16 protein-coding genes and 2 tRNA genes are annotated in these 15,371 nt (G+C 70.0%); 13 read left to right on the top strand and 5 right to left on the bottom strand.

Going from position 1 to position 15,371, the window contains the following annotated elements:
- Nucleotides 1–42: 42 nt before the first annotated feature.
- From J7F03_RS23610 to serS, 9 genes are all read left to right on the top strand, one after another.
- Nucleotides 43–1,341, top strand: a complete 1,299-nt coding sequence (locus J7F03_RS23610; RefSeq protein WP_214952614.1) for an aspartate aminotransferase family protein — start codon at nt 43–45, stop codon at nt 1,339–1,341.
- A gap of 2 nt (nt 1,342–1,343) precedes the next feature.
- Nucleotides 1,344–1,832 carry a type II toxin-antitoxin system RatA family toxin gene (locus J7F03_RS23605; protein WP_214952612.1) on the top strand — a complete coding sequence of 163 codons (489 nt, stop codon included), beginning with the start codon at nt 1,344–1,346 and terminating at the stop codon, nt 1,830–1,832.
- A 26-nt stretch (nt 1,833–1,858) separates the two neighbouring features.
- On the top strand, nt 1,859–2,407 hold the full coding sequence (locus tag J7F03_RS23600; protein ID WP_214952610.1) for a hypothetical protein: 549 nt from the start codon (nt 1,859–1,861) through the stop codon (nt 2,405–2,407).
- Nucleotides 2,404–2,994 carry a flavin reductase family protein gene (locus J7F03_RS23595; RefSeq protein WP_214952608.1) on the top strand — a complete coding sequence of 197 codons (591 nt, stop codon included), beginning with the start codon at nt 2,404–2,406 and terminating at the stop codon, nt 2,992–2,994. The genes J7F03_RS23600 and J7F03_RS23595 overlap by 4 nt, the downstream gene beginning before the upstream one ends.
- Entirely contained in the window at nt 2,991–3,977 is a 987-nt protein-coding gene (locus tag J7F03_RS23590) for a VlmB-like protein (protein ID WP_214952606.1), read from the top strand. Before J7F03_RS23595 ends, J7F03_RS23590 begins: the two co-directional genes overlap by 4 nt.
- A complete protein-coding gene (locus tag J7F03_RS23585; RefSeq protein WP_214952604.1) occupies nt 3,974–5,002 on the top strand; it encodes a beta-ketoacyl-ACP synthase III in 1,029 nt (342 codons plus the stop codon). The genes J7F03_RS23590 and J7F03_RS23585 overlap by 4 nt, the downstream gene beginning before the upstream one ends.
- 79 nt (nt 5,003–5,081) lie before the next feature.
- Nucleotides 5,082–5,312 carry an acyl carrier protein gene (locus tag J7F03_RS23580; protein ID WP_214952602.1) on the top strand — a complete coding sequence of 77 codons (231 nt, stop codon included), beginning with the start codon at nt 5,082–5,084 and terminating at the stop codon, nt 5,310–5,312.
- The gene (locus tag J7F03_RS23575; RefSeq protein ID WP_214952600.1) at nt 5,312–6,532 is read left to right on the top strand and encodes a beta-ketoacyl synthase; all 1,221 of its coding nucleotides are present in this window, start codon (nt 5,312–5,314) and stop codon (nt 6,530–6,532) included. The genes J7F03_RS23580 and J7F03_RS23575 overlap by 1 nt, the downstream gene beginning before the upstream one ends.
- A gap of 81 nt (nt 6,533–6,613) precedes the next feature.
- On the top strand, nt 6,614–7,903 hold the full coding sequence (gene serS / locus J7F03_RS23570) for a serine--tRNA ligase (protein ID WP_214952598.1): 1,290 nt from the start codon (nt 6,614–6,616) through the stop codon (nt 7,901–7,903).
- A gap of 105 nt (nt 7,904–8,008) precedes the next feature.
- Here the strand turns inward: serS and J7F03_RS23565 are convergent, their stop codons facing one another.
- The 3 genes from J7F03_RS23565 to J7F03_RS23555 all read right to left on the bottom strand — a co-directional run bounded on the left by J7F03_RS23565 (nt 8,009) and on the right by J7F03_RS23555 (nt 11,357).
- On the bottom strand, nt 8,009–8,803 hold the full coding sequence (locus J7F03_RS23565; protein ID WP_214952595.1) for an AfsR/SARP family transcriptional regulator: 795 nt from the start codon (nt 8,801–8,803) through the stop codon (nt 8,009–8,011).
- Between the two features lie 373 nt (nt 8,804–9,176).
- Nucleotides 9,177–9,662 carry a hypothetical protein gene (locus tag J7F03_RS23560; RefSeq protein ID WP_214952593.1) on the bottom strand — a complete coding sequence of 162 codons (486 nt, stop codon included), beginning with the start codon at nt 9,660–9,662 and terminating at the stop codon, nt 9,177–9,179.
- A gap of 84 nt (nt 9,663–9,746) precedes the next feature.
- The gene (locus tag J7F03_RS23555) at nt 9,747–11,357 is read right to left on the bottom strand and encodes a DHA2 family efflux MFS transporter permease subunit (RefSeq protein WP_214952591.1); all 1,611 of its coding nucleotides are present in this window, start codon (nt 11,355–11,357) and stop codon (nt 9,747–9,749) included.
- Between the two features lie 175 nt (nt 11,358–11,532).
- Here J7F03_RS23555 and J7F03_RS23550 point away from each other — a divergent pair, with 175 nt between their 5' ends.
- Entirely contained in the window at nt 11,533–12,165 is a 633-nt protein-coding gene (locus J7F03_RS23550; protein WP_214952589.1) for a TetR/AcrR family transcriptional regulator, read from the top strand.
- A gap of 164 nt (nt 12,166–12,329) precedes the next feature.
- Here J7F03_RS23550 and J7F03_RS23545 read toward each other — a convergent pair.
- Both J7F03_RS23545 and J7F03_RS23540 read right to left on the bottom strand, forming a co-directional pair.
- A tRNA-OTHER gene (locus tag J7F03_RS23545) sits at nt 12,330–12,423 on the bottom strand.
- 30 nt (nt 12,424–12,453) lie between these two features.
- Nucleotides 12,454–12,547: transfer RNA gene (locus tag J7F03_RS23540), tRNA-OTHER, on the bottom strand.
- 176 nt (nt 12,548–12,723) lie between these two features.
- On the opposite strand from J7F03_RS23540, the gene J7F03_RS23535 reads away from it, so the two are divergent.
- The 3 genes from J7F03_RS23535 (at nt 12,724) to J7F03_RS23525 (ending at nt 15,344) form a co-directional block, all read left to right on the top strand.
- Nucleotides 12,724–13,719, top strand: a complete 996-nt coding sequence (locus J7F03_RS23535; protein ID WP_214952587.1) for a DUF2156 domain-containing protein — start codon at nt 12,724–12,726, stop codon at nt 13,717–13,719.
- Between the two features lie 67 nt (nt 13,720–13,786).
- The gene (locus J7F03_RS23530) at nt 13,787–13,948 is read left to right on the top strand and encodes a hypothetical protein (protein ID WP_214952648.1); all 162 of its coding nucleotides are present in this window, start codon (nt 13,787–13,789) and stop codon (nt 13,946–13,948) included.
- Between the two features lie 262 nt (nt 13,949–14,210).
- Nucleotides 14,211–15,344 carry an acyl-CoA desaturase gene (locus J7F03_RS23525; protein ID WP_214952585.1) on the top strand — a complete coding sequence of 378 codons (1,134 nt, stop codon included), beginning with the start codon at nt 14,211–14,213 and terminating at the stop codon, nt 15,342–15,344.
- Nucleotides 15,345–15,371 lie beyond the last annotated feature (27 nt).

Below are 15,371 nucleotides of genomic sequence, written 5' to 3'. Positions count from 1 at the left end.
CGATTCCTGCTCCAGCCCCGCACCACTTGGGAGTGACCACTCGTGACCGTGATCCAGGAAGCCCGGCCCGGTGCCGCCGCGCCGAGCACGGAGGAAGAGATCCTCCGCCTCTACCGGGCACACCTCAGCAAAGGCCGGGCGACGCTCGCCGAGCTCTTCGGCAGCCACATGGAGGTGGAGTCCTCCGGAGCCTGGCTGACCACCAGCGACGGCGAGCGCTTCCTCAACGCGGGCGGCTACGGGGTCTTCATCATGGGAGCCCGCCACCCCCGGGTCGTGGAGGCCGTCCAGCGCCAGCTGCACACCCACCCCGCCGCGACCCGCATCCTCCTCGAGCCGACCGCCGCCCGCGCCGCCGAGGCACTCGTATCGGTCATGCCCGAGGGCCTGGACCGCGTGCACTTCGCCCTGTCGGGGTCCGAGGCCGTGGAAACCGGTCTCAAGCTCGCCCGCGCCAACGGCTTCAAGCGGACCGTCTCCATGCGCGGCGGCTACCACGGCAAGACCCTCGGCGCGCTGTCCGCCACCGCCAAGGACGTCTACCAGCAGCCCTTCCGGCCGCTCGTACCCGACTTCCTCCACCTGCCGTTCGGCGACGCGGACGCGCTGGAGGCCGAGCTCGCGGCCCACCCCGGCGAGGTCTGCGTCATCCTCGAACCCGTCCAGGGCGAGGGCGGCGTGATCATCCCGCCGAAGGGCTACCTCAAGCGCGTCGAGGAACTGGTCCGCGAGTACGAGGGCTTCCTCATCCTCGACGAGATCCAGTCCGGCCTCGGCCGGCTCGGCGAGTGGTGGGGCGCGGACATCGAAGGCGTCGTCCCCGACGTCATGCTGACGGGCAAGGCCCTGGGCGGCGGCGTACTGCCGGTCTCCGCCGCGGTCGCCACCCGCAAGGCGTTCCGTCCCTTCGACAAGGACCCCTTCCTGCACACCGCGACGTTCTCGGGGCAGCCGCTGCTCATGGCCGCCGTCCAGGCGTCCATCGAGACGATCAAGGAAGAGCGGCTCGTCACCAAGGCCGTCGACCTCGGCGGCACCCTGCTGCCCAAGCTCACCGAGATCGCCCGCCGCAACATCCCCGACCAGCTGGTGGAGGTACGCGGCCGCGGTCTGCTGATCGGCGTCGAGCTGGTCGAGGCCGGGCTCGCCGGCGAGCTGCTGATCGAGCTGTTCAACCACGGCATCGTCGCCAACCACTCGATGAACGGCAGTGCGGTGGTGCGCTTCACGCCGCCGGCCACCCTGACCGACACCGAAGTGCAGTTTCTCCTCGATTCCTTCGACAAGGCCACCCGTGACCTCATACGGGGCGCGGCCACGATGCCGGAAGGCGGTAACTGACCGTGCGACACGTAGAGCTGAAGGTCCTGGTTCCCTCCCAGGACGCCCGGACCGTCTTCGACTCGGTCATCAAGTGGGAGAAGTACCCCGACCTGGCACCCCACGTGCACACCACCACCGTGCACGGCACGCTGCCGGCCGCCGAGTGCAGCTCCAGCTGGGAACTGCACTTCCGCAGCGGTCTGCTGCGCTGGACCGAGAAGGACGAGTTCTCCGTCCAGGACCTGACGGCCCGCTTCGAGCAGACCGACGGCGACTTCGACAGCTTCGTCGGCGTGTGGACGCTGCGCCAGGACGGCGCGGACGTCACCGTCGACTTCGAGGCCGACTTCGACTTCGGCATCCCCAGCCTCGAGGGGATCCTCGACCCCATCGCCGAGCGCGTCATCAAGGAGAGCGTGGCCTGGGCCGTGACCGGCCTGTTCCCCGGCTCCACGCTGCTCGGCGACGCCAACCTCAGCGACGCCCGCCCAGAGAACGTCGCGGCGTGACCCGCTGCCCCGACAGGAGCTGAACCGTGGATCAGGCCAACCCGTTCGAGACCCCGCGCACCTACTCGCTCCACCGGGCCGAGTACCTCGTCGGCCTGGCCGTCACCACCGGTCTGATCATCGCCCACCTGGGCGACATCCGATGGGTGCCGGCCGTCCTGCTGTTCTTCTACATCGATCTGATCGGGTACATCCCCGGCGCCATCGCCTTCCGGCGGAGCGGCGGCCGCCCGATATCCAAGACGTACTACGTGCTCTACAACGTGATGCACAGCCTCATCACCCAGGCGGCGGTCGCGGCCCTGTGGTGCTGGCTGATCGGGCCGGAGTGGGCGCTGCTGGTGATTCCCTTCCACCTCTTCGGTGACCGGGGCCTGTTCGGCAACTTCATGAAGTCCTTCGCCCTGCCCTTCGAGCCCGTGCGCCAGCCCGGCTACCTGAGCCTCCTGGACGACCTCGGCATCAAGCACCCCAAGCCCGTGGGCCACGTCTCGGACCCCGCGCCCGTCGGGCACGTCCCCGCCGCGCGGACCTCCGTCCCAAGCGAGCGCGTCCGTCAGGAGGCGACGCGATGAGCACCGCGCTCCGCCCGCGCACCGGACTGTCGGCCGGGCACCGCAGTCCCGACGGACGCCTGCGCCGGCGCAGGGCCCTGTACCACCTCACCGCCCCGGTGGCGGTGCTGACCGTCAGCCACGGAGGCGTCCTGCACGGGACCACCGTGAGCACGGTGACCACCGTGTCCCGGGAGCCGCTGCTGCTCGGCACCTGCCTCAGGAGCGGGTCGCAGTTCGCCGAACTGGCCGCGGCGGCGGGCCGCTACGCGGTCAACGTCCTCACCGGGGCGCAGGCCGATCTGGCCCGGTACTTCGCCGACAGCTCGCGCCCCGGCGGGGCGGAGCAGTTCGCCGGACTGGGATGGGAGCCCGACCCGTACGCCCACGCGCCCCTCCTCGAAGGCGCGCTGGCCCACTACACCTGCCGGCTCTACGGATCGAGCGCGCTGGGCGACCACGAGGTACTGATCGGCCACGTGACGCACGCCGCCGTCGGTGAGGGCGCCCCCCTCCTCAGTTACGCCGGCGGGCTGTTCAGCGGCCCGCCCACCCCTGTCCGGGACCCCGGGCCGGGCAGTCAAACCAGGAAGGAGACCACGGCATGACCGAGTCCGTGGCGCCCGAAGCCGACTGGGACAAGGCACCCGGTCTGCTCGACGGAGCGAAAGAACTCACCCTCGGCCCCGACGATTGCGACCTCTCCTATTGGTTCACCTCCGTGGCCCAGGGGACCCTGCGGGACCGCGGCGACACCGGACACCACGCCGACGCCGTCGTTCCCGACTTCCTCAAGGAGCCCGGCCCGCTGAGGGACGCCCTCACCCTGGAGTTCGGCTTCCGCGCCCTGTCCGAGGAGATGGCCACCCGCATCCTCGGCCGCTACGTCACCATCGCCCCGGGCATACCGGAGATGGAGTTCTACGCGACCCAGCTCATCGACGAGGCCCGTCACGCCCGGGTGTTCCGCAACCACCTCGTCGAGCTCGGCCACCCCGCCGGCAGCCTGCTGCGGGATGTGGACGAGATGGCCGCCGACTACCGGCGCCGCGTCCTGGAGCCGGTGAAGGAGTTCACCGACGAGATCGTGACCGGACAGTCGGACTTCATCGGCGGGGTCGCCGTGTTCGCCATCGTCATCGAAGGCGTACTGGCCCCCGCGGCCGAGCTGAGCGAGCGCAAGTGGACCCCGCTGTCGCCCGCCACCGGTGAGATCTCCCGCGGCACCGCCATCGACGAGATCCGGCACCTGACCGTGGCCAGCACGATCCTGCGCGACCACGTCGTCAAGCACCCCGAGTACGAGCCGAGGCTGCTGGAGATCCTGCGGGCGGGCGTCCGGCTCTGGGACGAACTCCCCGACCGCGAGTACGTCCTGCCCCGCGAGGAGATGTTCCAGAAGGGCATGCGGGAGCACGCCGACCTGATCGGCGACTACGAACTGTGGCCCGGCGTGCGCATGCTGGACACCACCCCCGAGCAGCGCTACGACATGGCCGAGCAGTGGACCGACGAGATGGCCGAGGCCCGCATGGCCTACATGGGCCTGCCCGTCGACGTCCTGGCCGGCGGCCAGGAGAGCACGGGATGACCACCGCCACCCGGTGGGCACCCGCGGGGCGCACGGCGGTCATCGCGGGCATCGGGTCGTACGTGCCGCCGGACGTGGTGACCAACCAGGACCTGACCCGCCGGCTCGACACCACGGACGAGTGGATCCGCAGCCGCACCGGAATCGCCACGCGCCACGTGGTCTCCGCCGGCACCGCCACCTCCGACCTGGCCGTCGAGGCCGGGCAGCGGGCCCTGAAGTCCGCGGGCAGCGCCGACGTCGACGCGGTGGTGCTCGCCACCACGACACCGGACCACTCCTGCCCCGCCACCGCACCGGCCGTGGCCGCCCGCCTCGGTCTGACCGGTGTGCCGGCCTTCGACGTGGCGGCCGTGTGCACCGGCTTCCTCTACGGCCTGGCCTCCGCCTCCGGACTGATCGCGGCGGGCATCGCGGACCGGGTGCTGCTGGTGGCCGCCGATGCCTTCACCACCATCATCGACCCCGACGACCGCACCACCGCCGTGATCTTCGCGGACGGGGCGGGCGCCGTCGTACTGCGCGCCGGACGCCCGGACGAACCCGGCGCGATAGGGCCCCTGATCCTGGGCAGCGACGGCAGTCTCGGCGACCTCATCCACGTGCCGGCCGGCGGCTCGCGGCAACGCTCCTCGGGCCGGAGCGCCCCCCTGGAGGACCACTACTTCCGGATGCGGGGACGCGACACCTACCGCCACGCGGTCGAACGGATGACCGCGGCCTCCCTGGAGGCGGTTCAGCGCCGCGGATGGACCATGGCCGACGTCGACCGGTTCGCCGCGCACCAGGCCAACGCCCGCATCCTCACGGCGGTCTCGGACCGGCTGGAGATCCCGGGCGAGCGCCGGCTGTCCAACATCGAGCACGTGGGCAACACCGGCGGCGCCTCGATCCCGTTGCTGCTGTCCCAGGCGGCACAGGACGGCCGTCTGGCCGCCGGGCACAAGGTCCTGCTCACCGCGTTCGGCGGCGGCTTGGCCTGGGGCGCGACAGCCCTGCACTGGCCCGAGCTCACTCCGTTCTGAGAAACCCGCCGCCGGACCGCGGCCCCGTACGACGCAGCGAAATCCACGCGCGAGCCCGCGCACGACCGAAGGAAGAACCATGTTCGAGCAGTTCAAGAACCTCCTCGTCGACAAGCTGAAGGTCTCGCCCGAGCTCATCACGCCCGAAGCCACCCGGGAGGAGATCGAACTCGACTCCCTGGCCGTCGTGGAGCTGTCCCTCATGCTCGAATCCGAGCTGGGCCTCACCATCAGCGACGACGAGCTGCTGGAAGCGCCCACCGTCGGCGACATGGTGGCGCTCATGGAGCAGCGGGGCGCGAAGATCTGATGGCAGGCATCGATGTTGCCGTCACCGGTCTCGGCCTCGTCACCCCCGCCGGCATCGGGGTCGGGCCGAGCTGGGCGACGGTCCGCTCAGGGCGCTCCACAGCCGCCTTCGACCCCGTGCTGGAGTCGAACCCGGTCAAGATCTCGTGCCGCGTTCCCGGGTTCGATGCCGATGCCCTGCTGGGAGCCAGGCGCGCCCTGCGCCTGGACCCGTTCGTACAGTTCGCGCTGGTCGCCGCCCGCGAGGCGCTGGCCGACGCGGGGCTGGATCCGAAGACCTGGGACGGCGCCCGGGTCGGTGTGGTGCTGGGCAACGGTGACGGGGGGCCCACCACGGTGGAAGCCCAGCACCGGGTGCTCCTCGAGCAGGGCGCCGGCCGGGTCTCACCCCTCCTGCTGCCCATGCAGCTGCCCAACATGCTCGCCGGCCAGGCGGCCATCGAGTTCGGGGCGACCGGCCCCAACCTCGTGGTGGCCACGGCGTGCGCGTCCGGCACGACGGCGGTGGGCGTCGCACGCGACCTCCTGGCCCTCGACCGCTGCGACGTGGTCCTGACCGGCGGCAGCGAGGCCCTGATCACGCCGCTGGCGATGGCGGGCTTCGCGCAGATGGGCGCCCTGTCCCAGCGCGAGGACGACCCCTCCTGCGCTTCGCGTCCCTTCGACGCGGACAGGGACGGGTTCGTCGCCGGTGAGGGCGCCGGCGTCCTGGTCCTCGAAAGGCTCGCGGACGCCCGCGCCCGCGGTGCCCGGGTCCGGGCGCGCGTCGTGGGCTACGGGGCGTCCGCCGACGCCCACCACATGACGTCGCCCCATCCGACGGGCGCCGGGATCGAGTCGGCCGTACGCGCCGCCCTGCGTGACGCGGGCGCCGGACGGGGAGACGTGCAGCACGTCAACGCGCACGGCACGTCGACGCCCCTGAACGACCTGGCCGAGGCCGCCATGCTGAAGCGGACCCTGACGGGCGACCCGCTGGTCACCTCCACCAAGGGCGTGACGGGGCACCTCCTGGGAGCCGCGGGGGCCGTGGAGGCCGTCCTCACGGTCCTGTCGGTGGAGCAAGGGCTCGTACCGCCCACCGCCAACCTGACCACGCTGGACCCCCGCATGGACATCAAGGTCGCCGAGACCGAGATGGCCGTGCCCATCGAACTGGCGCTGAGCAACTCCTGCGGCTTCGGCGGGCAGAACGCCGTTCTGGCCATCGCCGCCGCCTGACCGCCGACGCCGTCCGGGGCAGCCGATCCGACGCCGGGTCGGCTGCCCCTCCCCGTACCCCTGGAAACCAAGGAGAGTGCCGTGCACGACGCACGCGAGCTCATCGCGCTCGGACCCGAGGCCGTACGGCAACTGGCACGGCGCAACCACCCCCTCGACCTCGACGCCTTGGAGGCCGCCGCCCGCAGGCGGACGGCCGCCGAAGAACAGGTGAGCCGGCTGCGAGCGCAGCTGAAGGCCGCGTCGCGCGCGGGGAAGGGTGCCCGTACGGGCGCCCCGAGCGAGGAGGAACGCGCGGCGGCACGCGCCCTGCGCGATCGCGTGCAGGACGCCGAGACCGAGGCGCGGGCGGCGGGCACCGAGCTGAGCCAGTGGCTGCAGACGATCCCCAACCTGCCGCTGGACCGCGTACCGGACGGCCAGTCCGAGAAGGAGGCCGTGGAGATCCGCCGGGGCGGGCCCCCCATCGTCGCCGCCGAGGGCGACGTGCCCCACCACGCCGACATCGGCGAGCGCCTCGGACTCTTCGACGCCGCGCGCTCCACACGTCTGTCGGGCGCCCGGTTCCACGTCAGCCGCGGGCCGGGAGCCCGCCTGGAGCGTGCGCTCGCCGCCTTCCTGCTCGACCTGCACACCGAGGAGCACGGCTACACCGAGTACGCCGTCCCCTTCCTCGTCAACCGCGAGACCATGACGGGCACCGGTCAGCTGCCGAAGTTCGAGGAGGACCTCTTCGCCACGCGGGTCGGCGACCGCGAGCTCTTCCTCATCCCCACCGCCGAAGTACCCCTGACGAACCTCGTAGCCGGCGAGGTGCTCACCTCCGCCGAGCTGCCGCTCGCCTTCACCGCCCACACCCCGTGCTTCCGTTCCGAGGCCGGCTCCTACGGCCGCGACACCCGCGGTCTGCTGCGGCTGCACCAGTTCGAGAAGGTGGAACTGGTGCGCGTCTGCGCGCTGGAGGACGCCCCGAGCCAGTTCGACCTGATGGTCGGACACGTCGAGAAGTGCCTGCAGAAGCTCGAACTGTCCTACCGCGTGGTGCTGCTCCCCGCGGGCGACATGGGCTTCTCCGCACGGATGACCCACGACCTCGAGGTGTGGCTGCCCGGCAGCGGGGCCTTCCGGGAGATCTCCTCCGTCTCGGACTGCGGCGCCTTCCAGGCCCGCCGGGCGGGCATCCGCCACCGCTCCGGGACCGGACGCAACGTTCCCGCCGCGACGCTCAACGGGTCCGCCCTGCCGATCGGCCGCACGGTCGCGGCCCTCCTCGAACAGGGCGCGCGGCCCGACGGCAGCGTGGTCCTGCCGGACGCCCTCGTCCCCTACACCGGCTTCCGGACGATCCTGCCCGGAGGGCGCACCGCCTGAGGCGAGGCGACGCGTCGGGCCCATCCGCCGGTTGCAGCGGCGGATGGGCCCGACCCCGTACCCGCCTACGGGCGTACGGACGGCGGCGTCACGGCGAGGGGCTCGTCACGCGGGCTGGAGCATGGCGGCGGCGCTGATCAGGGTGAGAGAGGGATCGTGGGACAAGATGGCGTGCTCCACGCTGCGCAGTGAGGGAGAGGGCAGCACGCCGATCTCCTCGGAAAGGCGCTGCCACATGCGCCGGTAGGTGTCCAGTGCGTCGGCCTGGCGGCCGGAACGGTACAGGGCGATCATGAGCTGTTCGCAGAACCGCTCGCGCAGGGGATTGCTGATGTGGGCGTCGTAGAGCTCGGCGAGGATGTTCGCGTGGTGCCCGGCACTGAGCTCGGCGTCGAACAGCAGCTCTCGGGCACGCAGCCGGTGTTCTTCGTACAGGGCGCTGGTGAGCCGGCACACCGACCCGCCGGGCAGGGATCCGAAGACGGGACCGCGCCACATGGACAGCGCGGAGCGCAGCAGGCCGGCCGCCTCGGCGGGACGGGCGGAGACGACCGCCTCGGCACGGCGGACCTTGCGCAGGAACTGGGCGGCGTCGAGCTCCTCCTCGTCCACTGCCAGCCGGTAGCCGGACGGGTGCATGGTCAGACGCGATGCGGAGCGCTCGGGCTCCATGGATTTCAGACGGCGCCGCAGCCGGCTGACGTGTGCCTGCAGGGCGTTGACCCGGTTGTCGGGGGCCGATTCCCCCCACATCTCGTCGATGAGCGTCTCGCCGGAGACGGCCTGGCCCTCGCTGACCAACAGAACCTGGACGAGGGTGCGCTGCAGATCTCCGGGGATCTCGATCTGACCCGCTCCGGTGTGTACCTCTAAAGCCCCGAGAATCGAAAAACTCAGCACATCGTGCTCCCTTGCCATGTATTCGGTGGAAATGAATACGGACGTGGTCTCGTATGGAGACTGGTTGGCGTGGAGGCGCGAAACTGGCCGCGGTCACCAATCACACGGATGGCCGAAAACGACCTATGCATACGCTTCCCCCGTAGCCGTCGGATGGCTAATTTTCGACAGTGCTGCCGTTGCGTAAGTGGCACCACAGCCAATTGACGTATACCGATCCTGTCACATGCACATTCATACTGAAAGTATTTCATCTCACATAATCCGGGCTCCAGTCCGAGGAATTTTCCGAACCGTGCACGGCAAAGCCCGGCCGTGGGGGACGGCCGGGCGCCGGCCCGGAAGCCGGCAGCCGATAGGGGTCTCCAGGTGTCTACCCGCGGATCTGCGCGCGCGCCCAGGAACGCAGAGCCGCCGTGTGCCCGGGGATGTGCTCCTCGGCGCGCATCCGGATCAGATCGCCCCATTTCAGGTCGTCGTCGAAGACCACGGCTCCCTCACGGTTGACGAGACAGGCCCGTACGGTCGCTCCCGCCGCCTCGTCAGGACTGAGGTCCAGCAGGTCGACCAGCTCCATCGCGTTGCGGCGCACCATCTCCGCTCGCTCCCCATGGGTCGTCGAACAGATGATCCGGCCGATCTCGGACTTCGACATGGCCTGGGCGTTGTCCAGGCGGGCTTCCCGACTGGCGAGAACCGCACGTCCCGCGCCGGCCAGAGCCCGATCGCTCAACGCGATGTGGGCCAGTGTCCAATCGACTTGCGCGCGATCGGATTCGGCGAGAAGCGAGTCGTCGGTAATGCCCTCAGCCGCGGCGAGCAGTTCCTGGTAGGCGCGAAAGAGTTCTTTGGTGTCCACGGGGGCTCCGGTGAGAGGTGTGGGTGCCGCGAGCGCGCGTCCGGGGGAGCGCGGGAACTCGCTGGGTTGCGTTGACTGCCGCGGTCACACTGAGGTGGCGCCCGAGGCGGCGCGGGGGGCATCGGCCGACGGCGCGGGGGCGGCCGCCGCGGCGGCCGCGGCCCTGGCCGCGGCCATCTTCTTGCGGCCGGGCAGGATCACGAGCGCCAGCAGGCCTCCGACGATGGTGCCGAGGGCAGCCGCGGTGAAGCCGATCTGCAGTCCGTCCGTGAAGATGGGGGCCACCGCGTCCCGCACCGGGCCCCGGGCCCCGGCCGGCAGCCCGGCGATGACGCTCAGGTCGCCCGAGGACAGGACGTCCACCGCCTCGCTGCGCGCTGCCGGATCCAGATCCACGCCCTTCAGCGCGTCCGGGACCGCGTCACGCAGGTGCTGGATCAGCAGGGTGCCGGTCAGGGCCACGCCGAACACGCTGCCGACCTGGCGGAAGGTGTTGGAGACACCCGACGCGGTACCGGCCTGCTCCGGGCGGACCGAGGAGAGCAGCGCGACGGTCGCCGGTGCTCCCACGAGGGAGACACCCGCACCGAGCAGCGCCATCGCCCACCAGTAGGAGCCGAATCCGCTGCCGGGCTCCAACTGGGCGAGCTCGAAGAGGCCGACCGCGCTGGCCACCGAGCCGATGAGGATCGGGAGTTTCGGGCCGAACTTGGCGGCGACCACACTGGCGATGTACGAGAACACCATGATCGACACGTTGAGGGCCAGGAACCGGACGCCGGCCGCGGTGGTCGACAGGCCGTTGACCTGCTGGAGGTAGAAGGTCAGCAGGAAGATGCTGCCGTACAGGCCGAACAGGCCGAGGAAGTTGACCGCGCCCGCGACGACGAGGACGGGGCTGCGGAACAGGTTCATCGGCAGCATGGGGTCCGGTCGGCGCAGCTCCCAGGCGACGAACGCGGCCAGGGCGACGAGCGCGACACCGAAGGAACCGAGGATGAGCGAGTCGCTCCAGCCCCGGGCGCTGGCCTCGATCAGGCCGTAGACGAGGCTGGCCATGGCCACGATGAACAGGATCTGCCCGAGGACGTCGGCGCGGCGGCGGGTGGGCGCCTTGCTCTCGGCCAGCTTGCCGGCGAGGACGGCCAGGGCGACCAGTCCGAAGGGCAGGTTGACCCAGAAGATCGACTGCCAGCCGAACGCGTCCACCAGTACGCCGCCGAGCACCGGCCCCGCCGCGAGGGCGAGTCCGCCGATGCCGGCCCAGATGCCGATGGCACGGGCCCGTGCGGCGGGCGCGGGGTAGGTGGTGGAGACGAGGGCCAGCGAGACCGGGATCATGATGGACCCCGCGGCACCCTGGAGCACGCGGGCGACCAGCAGGAACTCGTAGTTCGGCGCGATCGCGCACAGCACGGACGCGGCGAGGAACCCGACCAGGCCGCCGAGGAAGATGCGCTTGCGTCCGAAGATGTCGCCGAGCGTGCCCGCCGTGAGCAGGAGGCAGGCAACGACGAGCGCGTAGGCGTTGATGACCCACTGGAGCTGGGTCATGTCCGCCGAAAGGTCCTGCTGGATCTCGGGCAGCGCCACGTTCACGATCGTGGAGTCGAGGTACACCATGAAGATGCCGATGCAGATGAAGGTCAGCAGGAGACCTTTGCCTCGAGTGGCGTCCGGTGTCGTACTTGTCATGCCGTCCTCACGTTCATGCGGGGTGCGGAGGGAGGCCCGCCGCACGATGGGCAGCGGGGGGCCCTAGGGGCCGGGGCATGACAAACGCTAACTGACCGACGGTCGGTCCGGCAAGCGACTGGCGGTCAGTCATGTAGCCTCGGCGTATACACAACAAGCCTGGAGGGCTGCAGAGATGGCTCAGACCGCGACTCCGAAGAAGCGAAAGCGCGTCGTCAAGACCGCCGAGGCGCGCAGGGCCGACATCCTGAAGGCCGGCCGCGAGGTGTTCGGCACGACCGGATTCGCCGACGCCACCATCGCGGACATCACGACCGCCGCGGGCATGGGCAAGGGCAGCTTCTACATGTACTTCGAGACCAAGGACCACGTCCTCGGCGCCCTCTGGGAGGAGTACGTCAACGCGTTCTACGACACCACCGAGGAGATCCTCGCGCGGGGCAACGCCTGGTGGCCCACCATGGACGAGCTGCTGCAAAGACTCCTCGAGCACGCCATCGAGAACGCTGAACTGCACCGGCTGGTCTACGGATCGGCGAACGCGAAGGCGCTGGAGCTGTGCAAGGAGTCCAACGCCCGCGTAGTGGACCTGATCTGCGACTTCGTCAGACGCGGCGCGGTCGCCGGGGCCTTTCGCAGCGCCAGCCCCGAATGGGCGTTCCGCATGATCTACCACGCCGCCGACGGTCTGCTGGACGACCTGATCGCCGACGGGACGCCCATCGACACCGCGGCGATCAGCCGCAGCGTGCTCGAAATGGCCCACCGGACACTCGGCGACCCGGACCTGGCAGCGGCGGGCTACTGAATCCCGGGCCGGGCCACTGGATCCCCGGCCCGGCTACTGGCCCCGGGCCGGGCCCGGGCCGGCGCACCCACACAAATGATCCGCCCTGGCGGACCTGCTGAGCAGGCCTGCCAGGGCGGATCACACGACCAGGGAGCGGGGGGCCCTCCCTGGAGACCAACACGCGGAGAGGGCAGGATTCGAACCTGCGCGGGTCCGTAGAACCCGACCTTCGAGCCGCAGCTCAGGTCCCCGATAAACCACTCCGGGCACCTCTCCAAAACCACCCGGTTGCGCGGGTCGGTTTCGCGGAGAGGGCAGGATTCGAACCTGCGCGGGTCCATTGAACCCGACCTTCGAGCCGAAACTCAGGTCCCCGATAAACCACTCCGGGCACCTCTCCAAGACCTGCCCGGTGTCGACCGGGCCGTTCCTGAGAACAACAATGACAGACGCCTCTGATACCGGTCTGACACGGGGCTGACGTGCCTCCGACATCCCGCGAGAACCCCCTTTCGGTGCCGAGCGGTCCGATGCTCTAATTCCATCGGCCCAGTCCCACCGAGAGGGAGCGCGAACGTGTCCGTGATTGAAACGGACAGCCCGGTATTCCGGGCCGTCCAGAAGCACACCCAGGCCGACAATCCCAGTTCGTTTCTCGCGCTGAACGAGGGCAACAAAACATTCAGCGTCCCCGAAATCGACGGGGTGATCTCCTACCGGCGGGCGGGCCGATACGCCGTTCAGTTCGGCGGACCCTTTGCCGAGGAGGCGTCGTACGACGCACTCCTCGAGCGTTTCGCCGCGTACGTCCACGACGAAGGCCTCAGCCTCGTCGGCGTACAGCTCCAGCGTGCCGACGCCGAGGCCTACGCCCGCCAGGGCTTCACGGTCAATCAGATCGGGGCTTCCTGGGCGGTGCGCATACCGGAGCTCACCCTGCGGGGCACCCGGTTCATGCAGTTGCGCAACAAGGTCTCCCGAGCGCACCGCAACGGCCTGAAGATCCAGGAGGTCCAGGCGTCGCAGTGGCAGGACGGCCTGGAGAGGATCGACCGTGCCTGGCTCGGGGCGAAGGGCGAAGGCGCGCGCCCCCTGGAGTTCCTGGTGGGCCAGATCGGCGGCACGATGCAGGCGCACCGCCGGCTCTTCGTCGGGACCATCGACGACGCACCCGTCGCGTACATCTCCTACTCGCCCGTGTACGGCTCGCGCGCCGGCTGGATGCACGACCTGAGCCGGCGCATCCCGGAGGGCTCTCCCGGGCTGATGGAGGCGATCAACGCCCACGCGCTCGAGGTGTTCCGAGGCGAGGGGGTGGAGTGGCTGCACTTCGGCTTCACGCCCTTCACCGGTCTGGACGCGGGCCACGAGGTCGTCGGCCACAGTCCGGCGTTCCAGTGGCTGATGCACTTCCTGTGGGCCGAGGGCTCCGCCCTCTACCCCGCGCAGACACAGCTGGCCTACAAGCAGAAGTGGGCCGCCGACGTCCTCATACCCGAGTACGTCGCCTTCGAGAGCCAGGCCTCGCTTGCCGGGTTCGCACACATCTTCCGCGTCAGCAACGCCTTCTGAGCGTTCGCGCACCCGCAAAGGCACTTCTAGAGCACGTTCCCCGCATGTCGCCCCCGAAAGGAAGACCGTGTCCTACGCATCTCTCAGTACCGACCAGCTCCGACAGTCGATGGTCGAGCACCTCATGCGGATCATGGGATGCCCCGACGACGAGACACTGGCGCGCGACGCCGACTCCATCCTGCTGACCCTGGACGACCGCCTCGCCCATGAGGCGGCAGCGGCCTGACCCGCGCCGCCCTGCCCCACCCCGGCCCCGGCCGCGCCCCAGTCAGCCGGGTATCAGAACCGCATCAGCGCGGTAGGCCAGGCTGGGTGGCACGCCAGCTCGGAACCAGGCGCAACGCACCGCACTGCCACGGCACAAGTGCGGGCAAGGCCACGAAGCCACCTTGTGGCTCCTGCCTCTCACCCTGCGCAGCCTCCTGATCGTGGGACGGCTGCCGTGCCACCGCCTCACCACCGGGCGCATCAGCCCAAGGAGTGCACGTATGTCATCGCCGCACGTCCCTTCCCAGAACGGCGTGGTCGAGTCGCTCGACGCCCGCCGCGCGACTCCGGCTCCGGCTCCGGCTCCGGCTGCCCAGACCGCAGGAGCCTCCGCAACGTTCTCCGAGCTCTTGAAGCGCGTGAAGGCCGAGGGCCTGCTGGACTTCGACCCGCGCTACTACACGGGCCGCCTGGCCCTCAACACCCTGCTCCTGGCGGCCGGCTTCACGGCGTTCTTCCTGCTCGGCGACTCCTGGTGGCAGCTGGTCGTGGCCGCGTGGATGGGCCTGTGCGGGACGCAGAGCGCCTACATGTTCCACGACGCCGGCCACAAGGCGATGTTCCGCGACAAGCGGGTCGCCACGACCGTGGGCTACATCCACGCCAACCTGATCAACGGGTCGAGTTACGGGTGGTGGGTCAACCACCACAACCGGCACCACAGCAACCCGAACCATCTGGACATGGACCCCGACATCGGACGTCGCACCGCGATCTTCGACCTCAAGCAGTACGCCACCCGCCGGGGGGTCAAGCGCTTCATCGTCCGGTACCAGAGCGTCCTGTTCTTCGTCCTGCTGGTCCTCGAATCCCTCAAGATGAGCAAGACCGCCATCAAGGTGATATCCCAGGGCCAGACCAAGCGCCCGGTGCTCGAGGCCTCGCTCATCCTGCTGCGTGCGGCGATCTACCTGACGCTGGCCTTCACCGTGCTCTCCCCGCTGCTCGCCGTCGTCTTCATCGTGGTCCAGCAGTTCGTCCAGGGTCTCTACTTCGGAATGATCTTCGCCCCGAACCACAAGGGCATGGAGATCCGCGACGGCGAGGAGGAGACCTTGGACTGGCTGGAGCGCCAGGTGCTCACCTCGCGCAACATCCGCCCTTCCCGGCTCATCGACTTCATGTACGGCGGCCTCAACTACCAGGTCGAGCACCACCTCTTCCCCTCGATGGCGCAGAAGAACCTGCCCCGCGCCCGGGAGCTGACCCGCGAGTACTGCGCGGAGCGAGGCGTCCCCTACCACGAGGTGGGCTTCTGGGCCTCGTACCGCGAGGTGGCCGGCTTCCTCCACGAGGTGAGCGCACCCGTGCGCCGGGGCGAGGTCGAGCAGACGCTGGGCCGGCGCGCCGCCTGACGCGCGCGCCGCCTGACACGCGCCGCA

It is taken from the genome of Streptomyces sp. ISL-43 (assembly GCF_018614195.1).
Classification (GTDB): Bacteria; Actinomycetota; Actinomycetes; order Streptomycetales; family Streptomycetaceae; genus Streptomyces.
Note: the sequence above shows the minus strand (reverse complement) of the source record. Positions and strands in the feature narration are given on the sequence as shown.

What these genes read in the sequence shown, in the direction of transcription:
- J7F03_RS23525 (WP_214952585.1), top strand. Translation starts at nt 14,211, where the DNA reads ATGTCATCGCCGCACGTCCCTTCCCAGAACGGCGTGGTCGAGTCGCTC.
- J7F03_RS23550 (WP_214952589.1), top strand. Translation starts at nt 11,533, where the DNA reads ATGGCTCAGACCGCGACTCCGAAGAAGCGAAAGCGCGTCGTCAAGACC.
- J7F03_RS23590 (WP_214952606.1), top strand. Translation starts at nt 2,991, where the DNA reads ATGACCGAGTCCGTGGCGCCCGAAGCCGACTGGGACAAGGCACCCGGT.
- J7F03_RS23575 (WP_214952600.1), top strand. Translation starts at nt 5,312, where the DNA reads ATGGCAGGCATCGATGTTGCCGTCACCGGTCTCGGCCTCGTCACCCCC.
- J7F03_RS23580 (WP_214952602.1), top strand. Translation starts at nt 5,082, where the DNA reads ATGTTCGAGCAGTTCAAGAACCTCCTCGTCGACAAGCTGAAGGTCTCG.
- J7F03_RS23555 (WP_214952591.1), bottom strand. Translation starts at nt 11,357, where the DNA reads ATGACAAGTACGACACCGGACGCCACTCGAGGCAAAGGTCTCCTGCTG.
- J7F03_RS23585 (WP_214952604.1), top strand. Translation starts at nt 3,974, where the DNA reads ATGACCACCGCCACCCGGTGGGCACCCGCGGGGCGCACGGCGGTCATC.
- J7F03_RS23595 (WP_214952608.1), top strand. Translation starts at nt 2,404, where the DNA reads ATGAGCACCGCGCTCCGCCCGCGCACCGGACTGTCGGCCGGGCACCGC.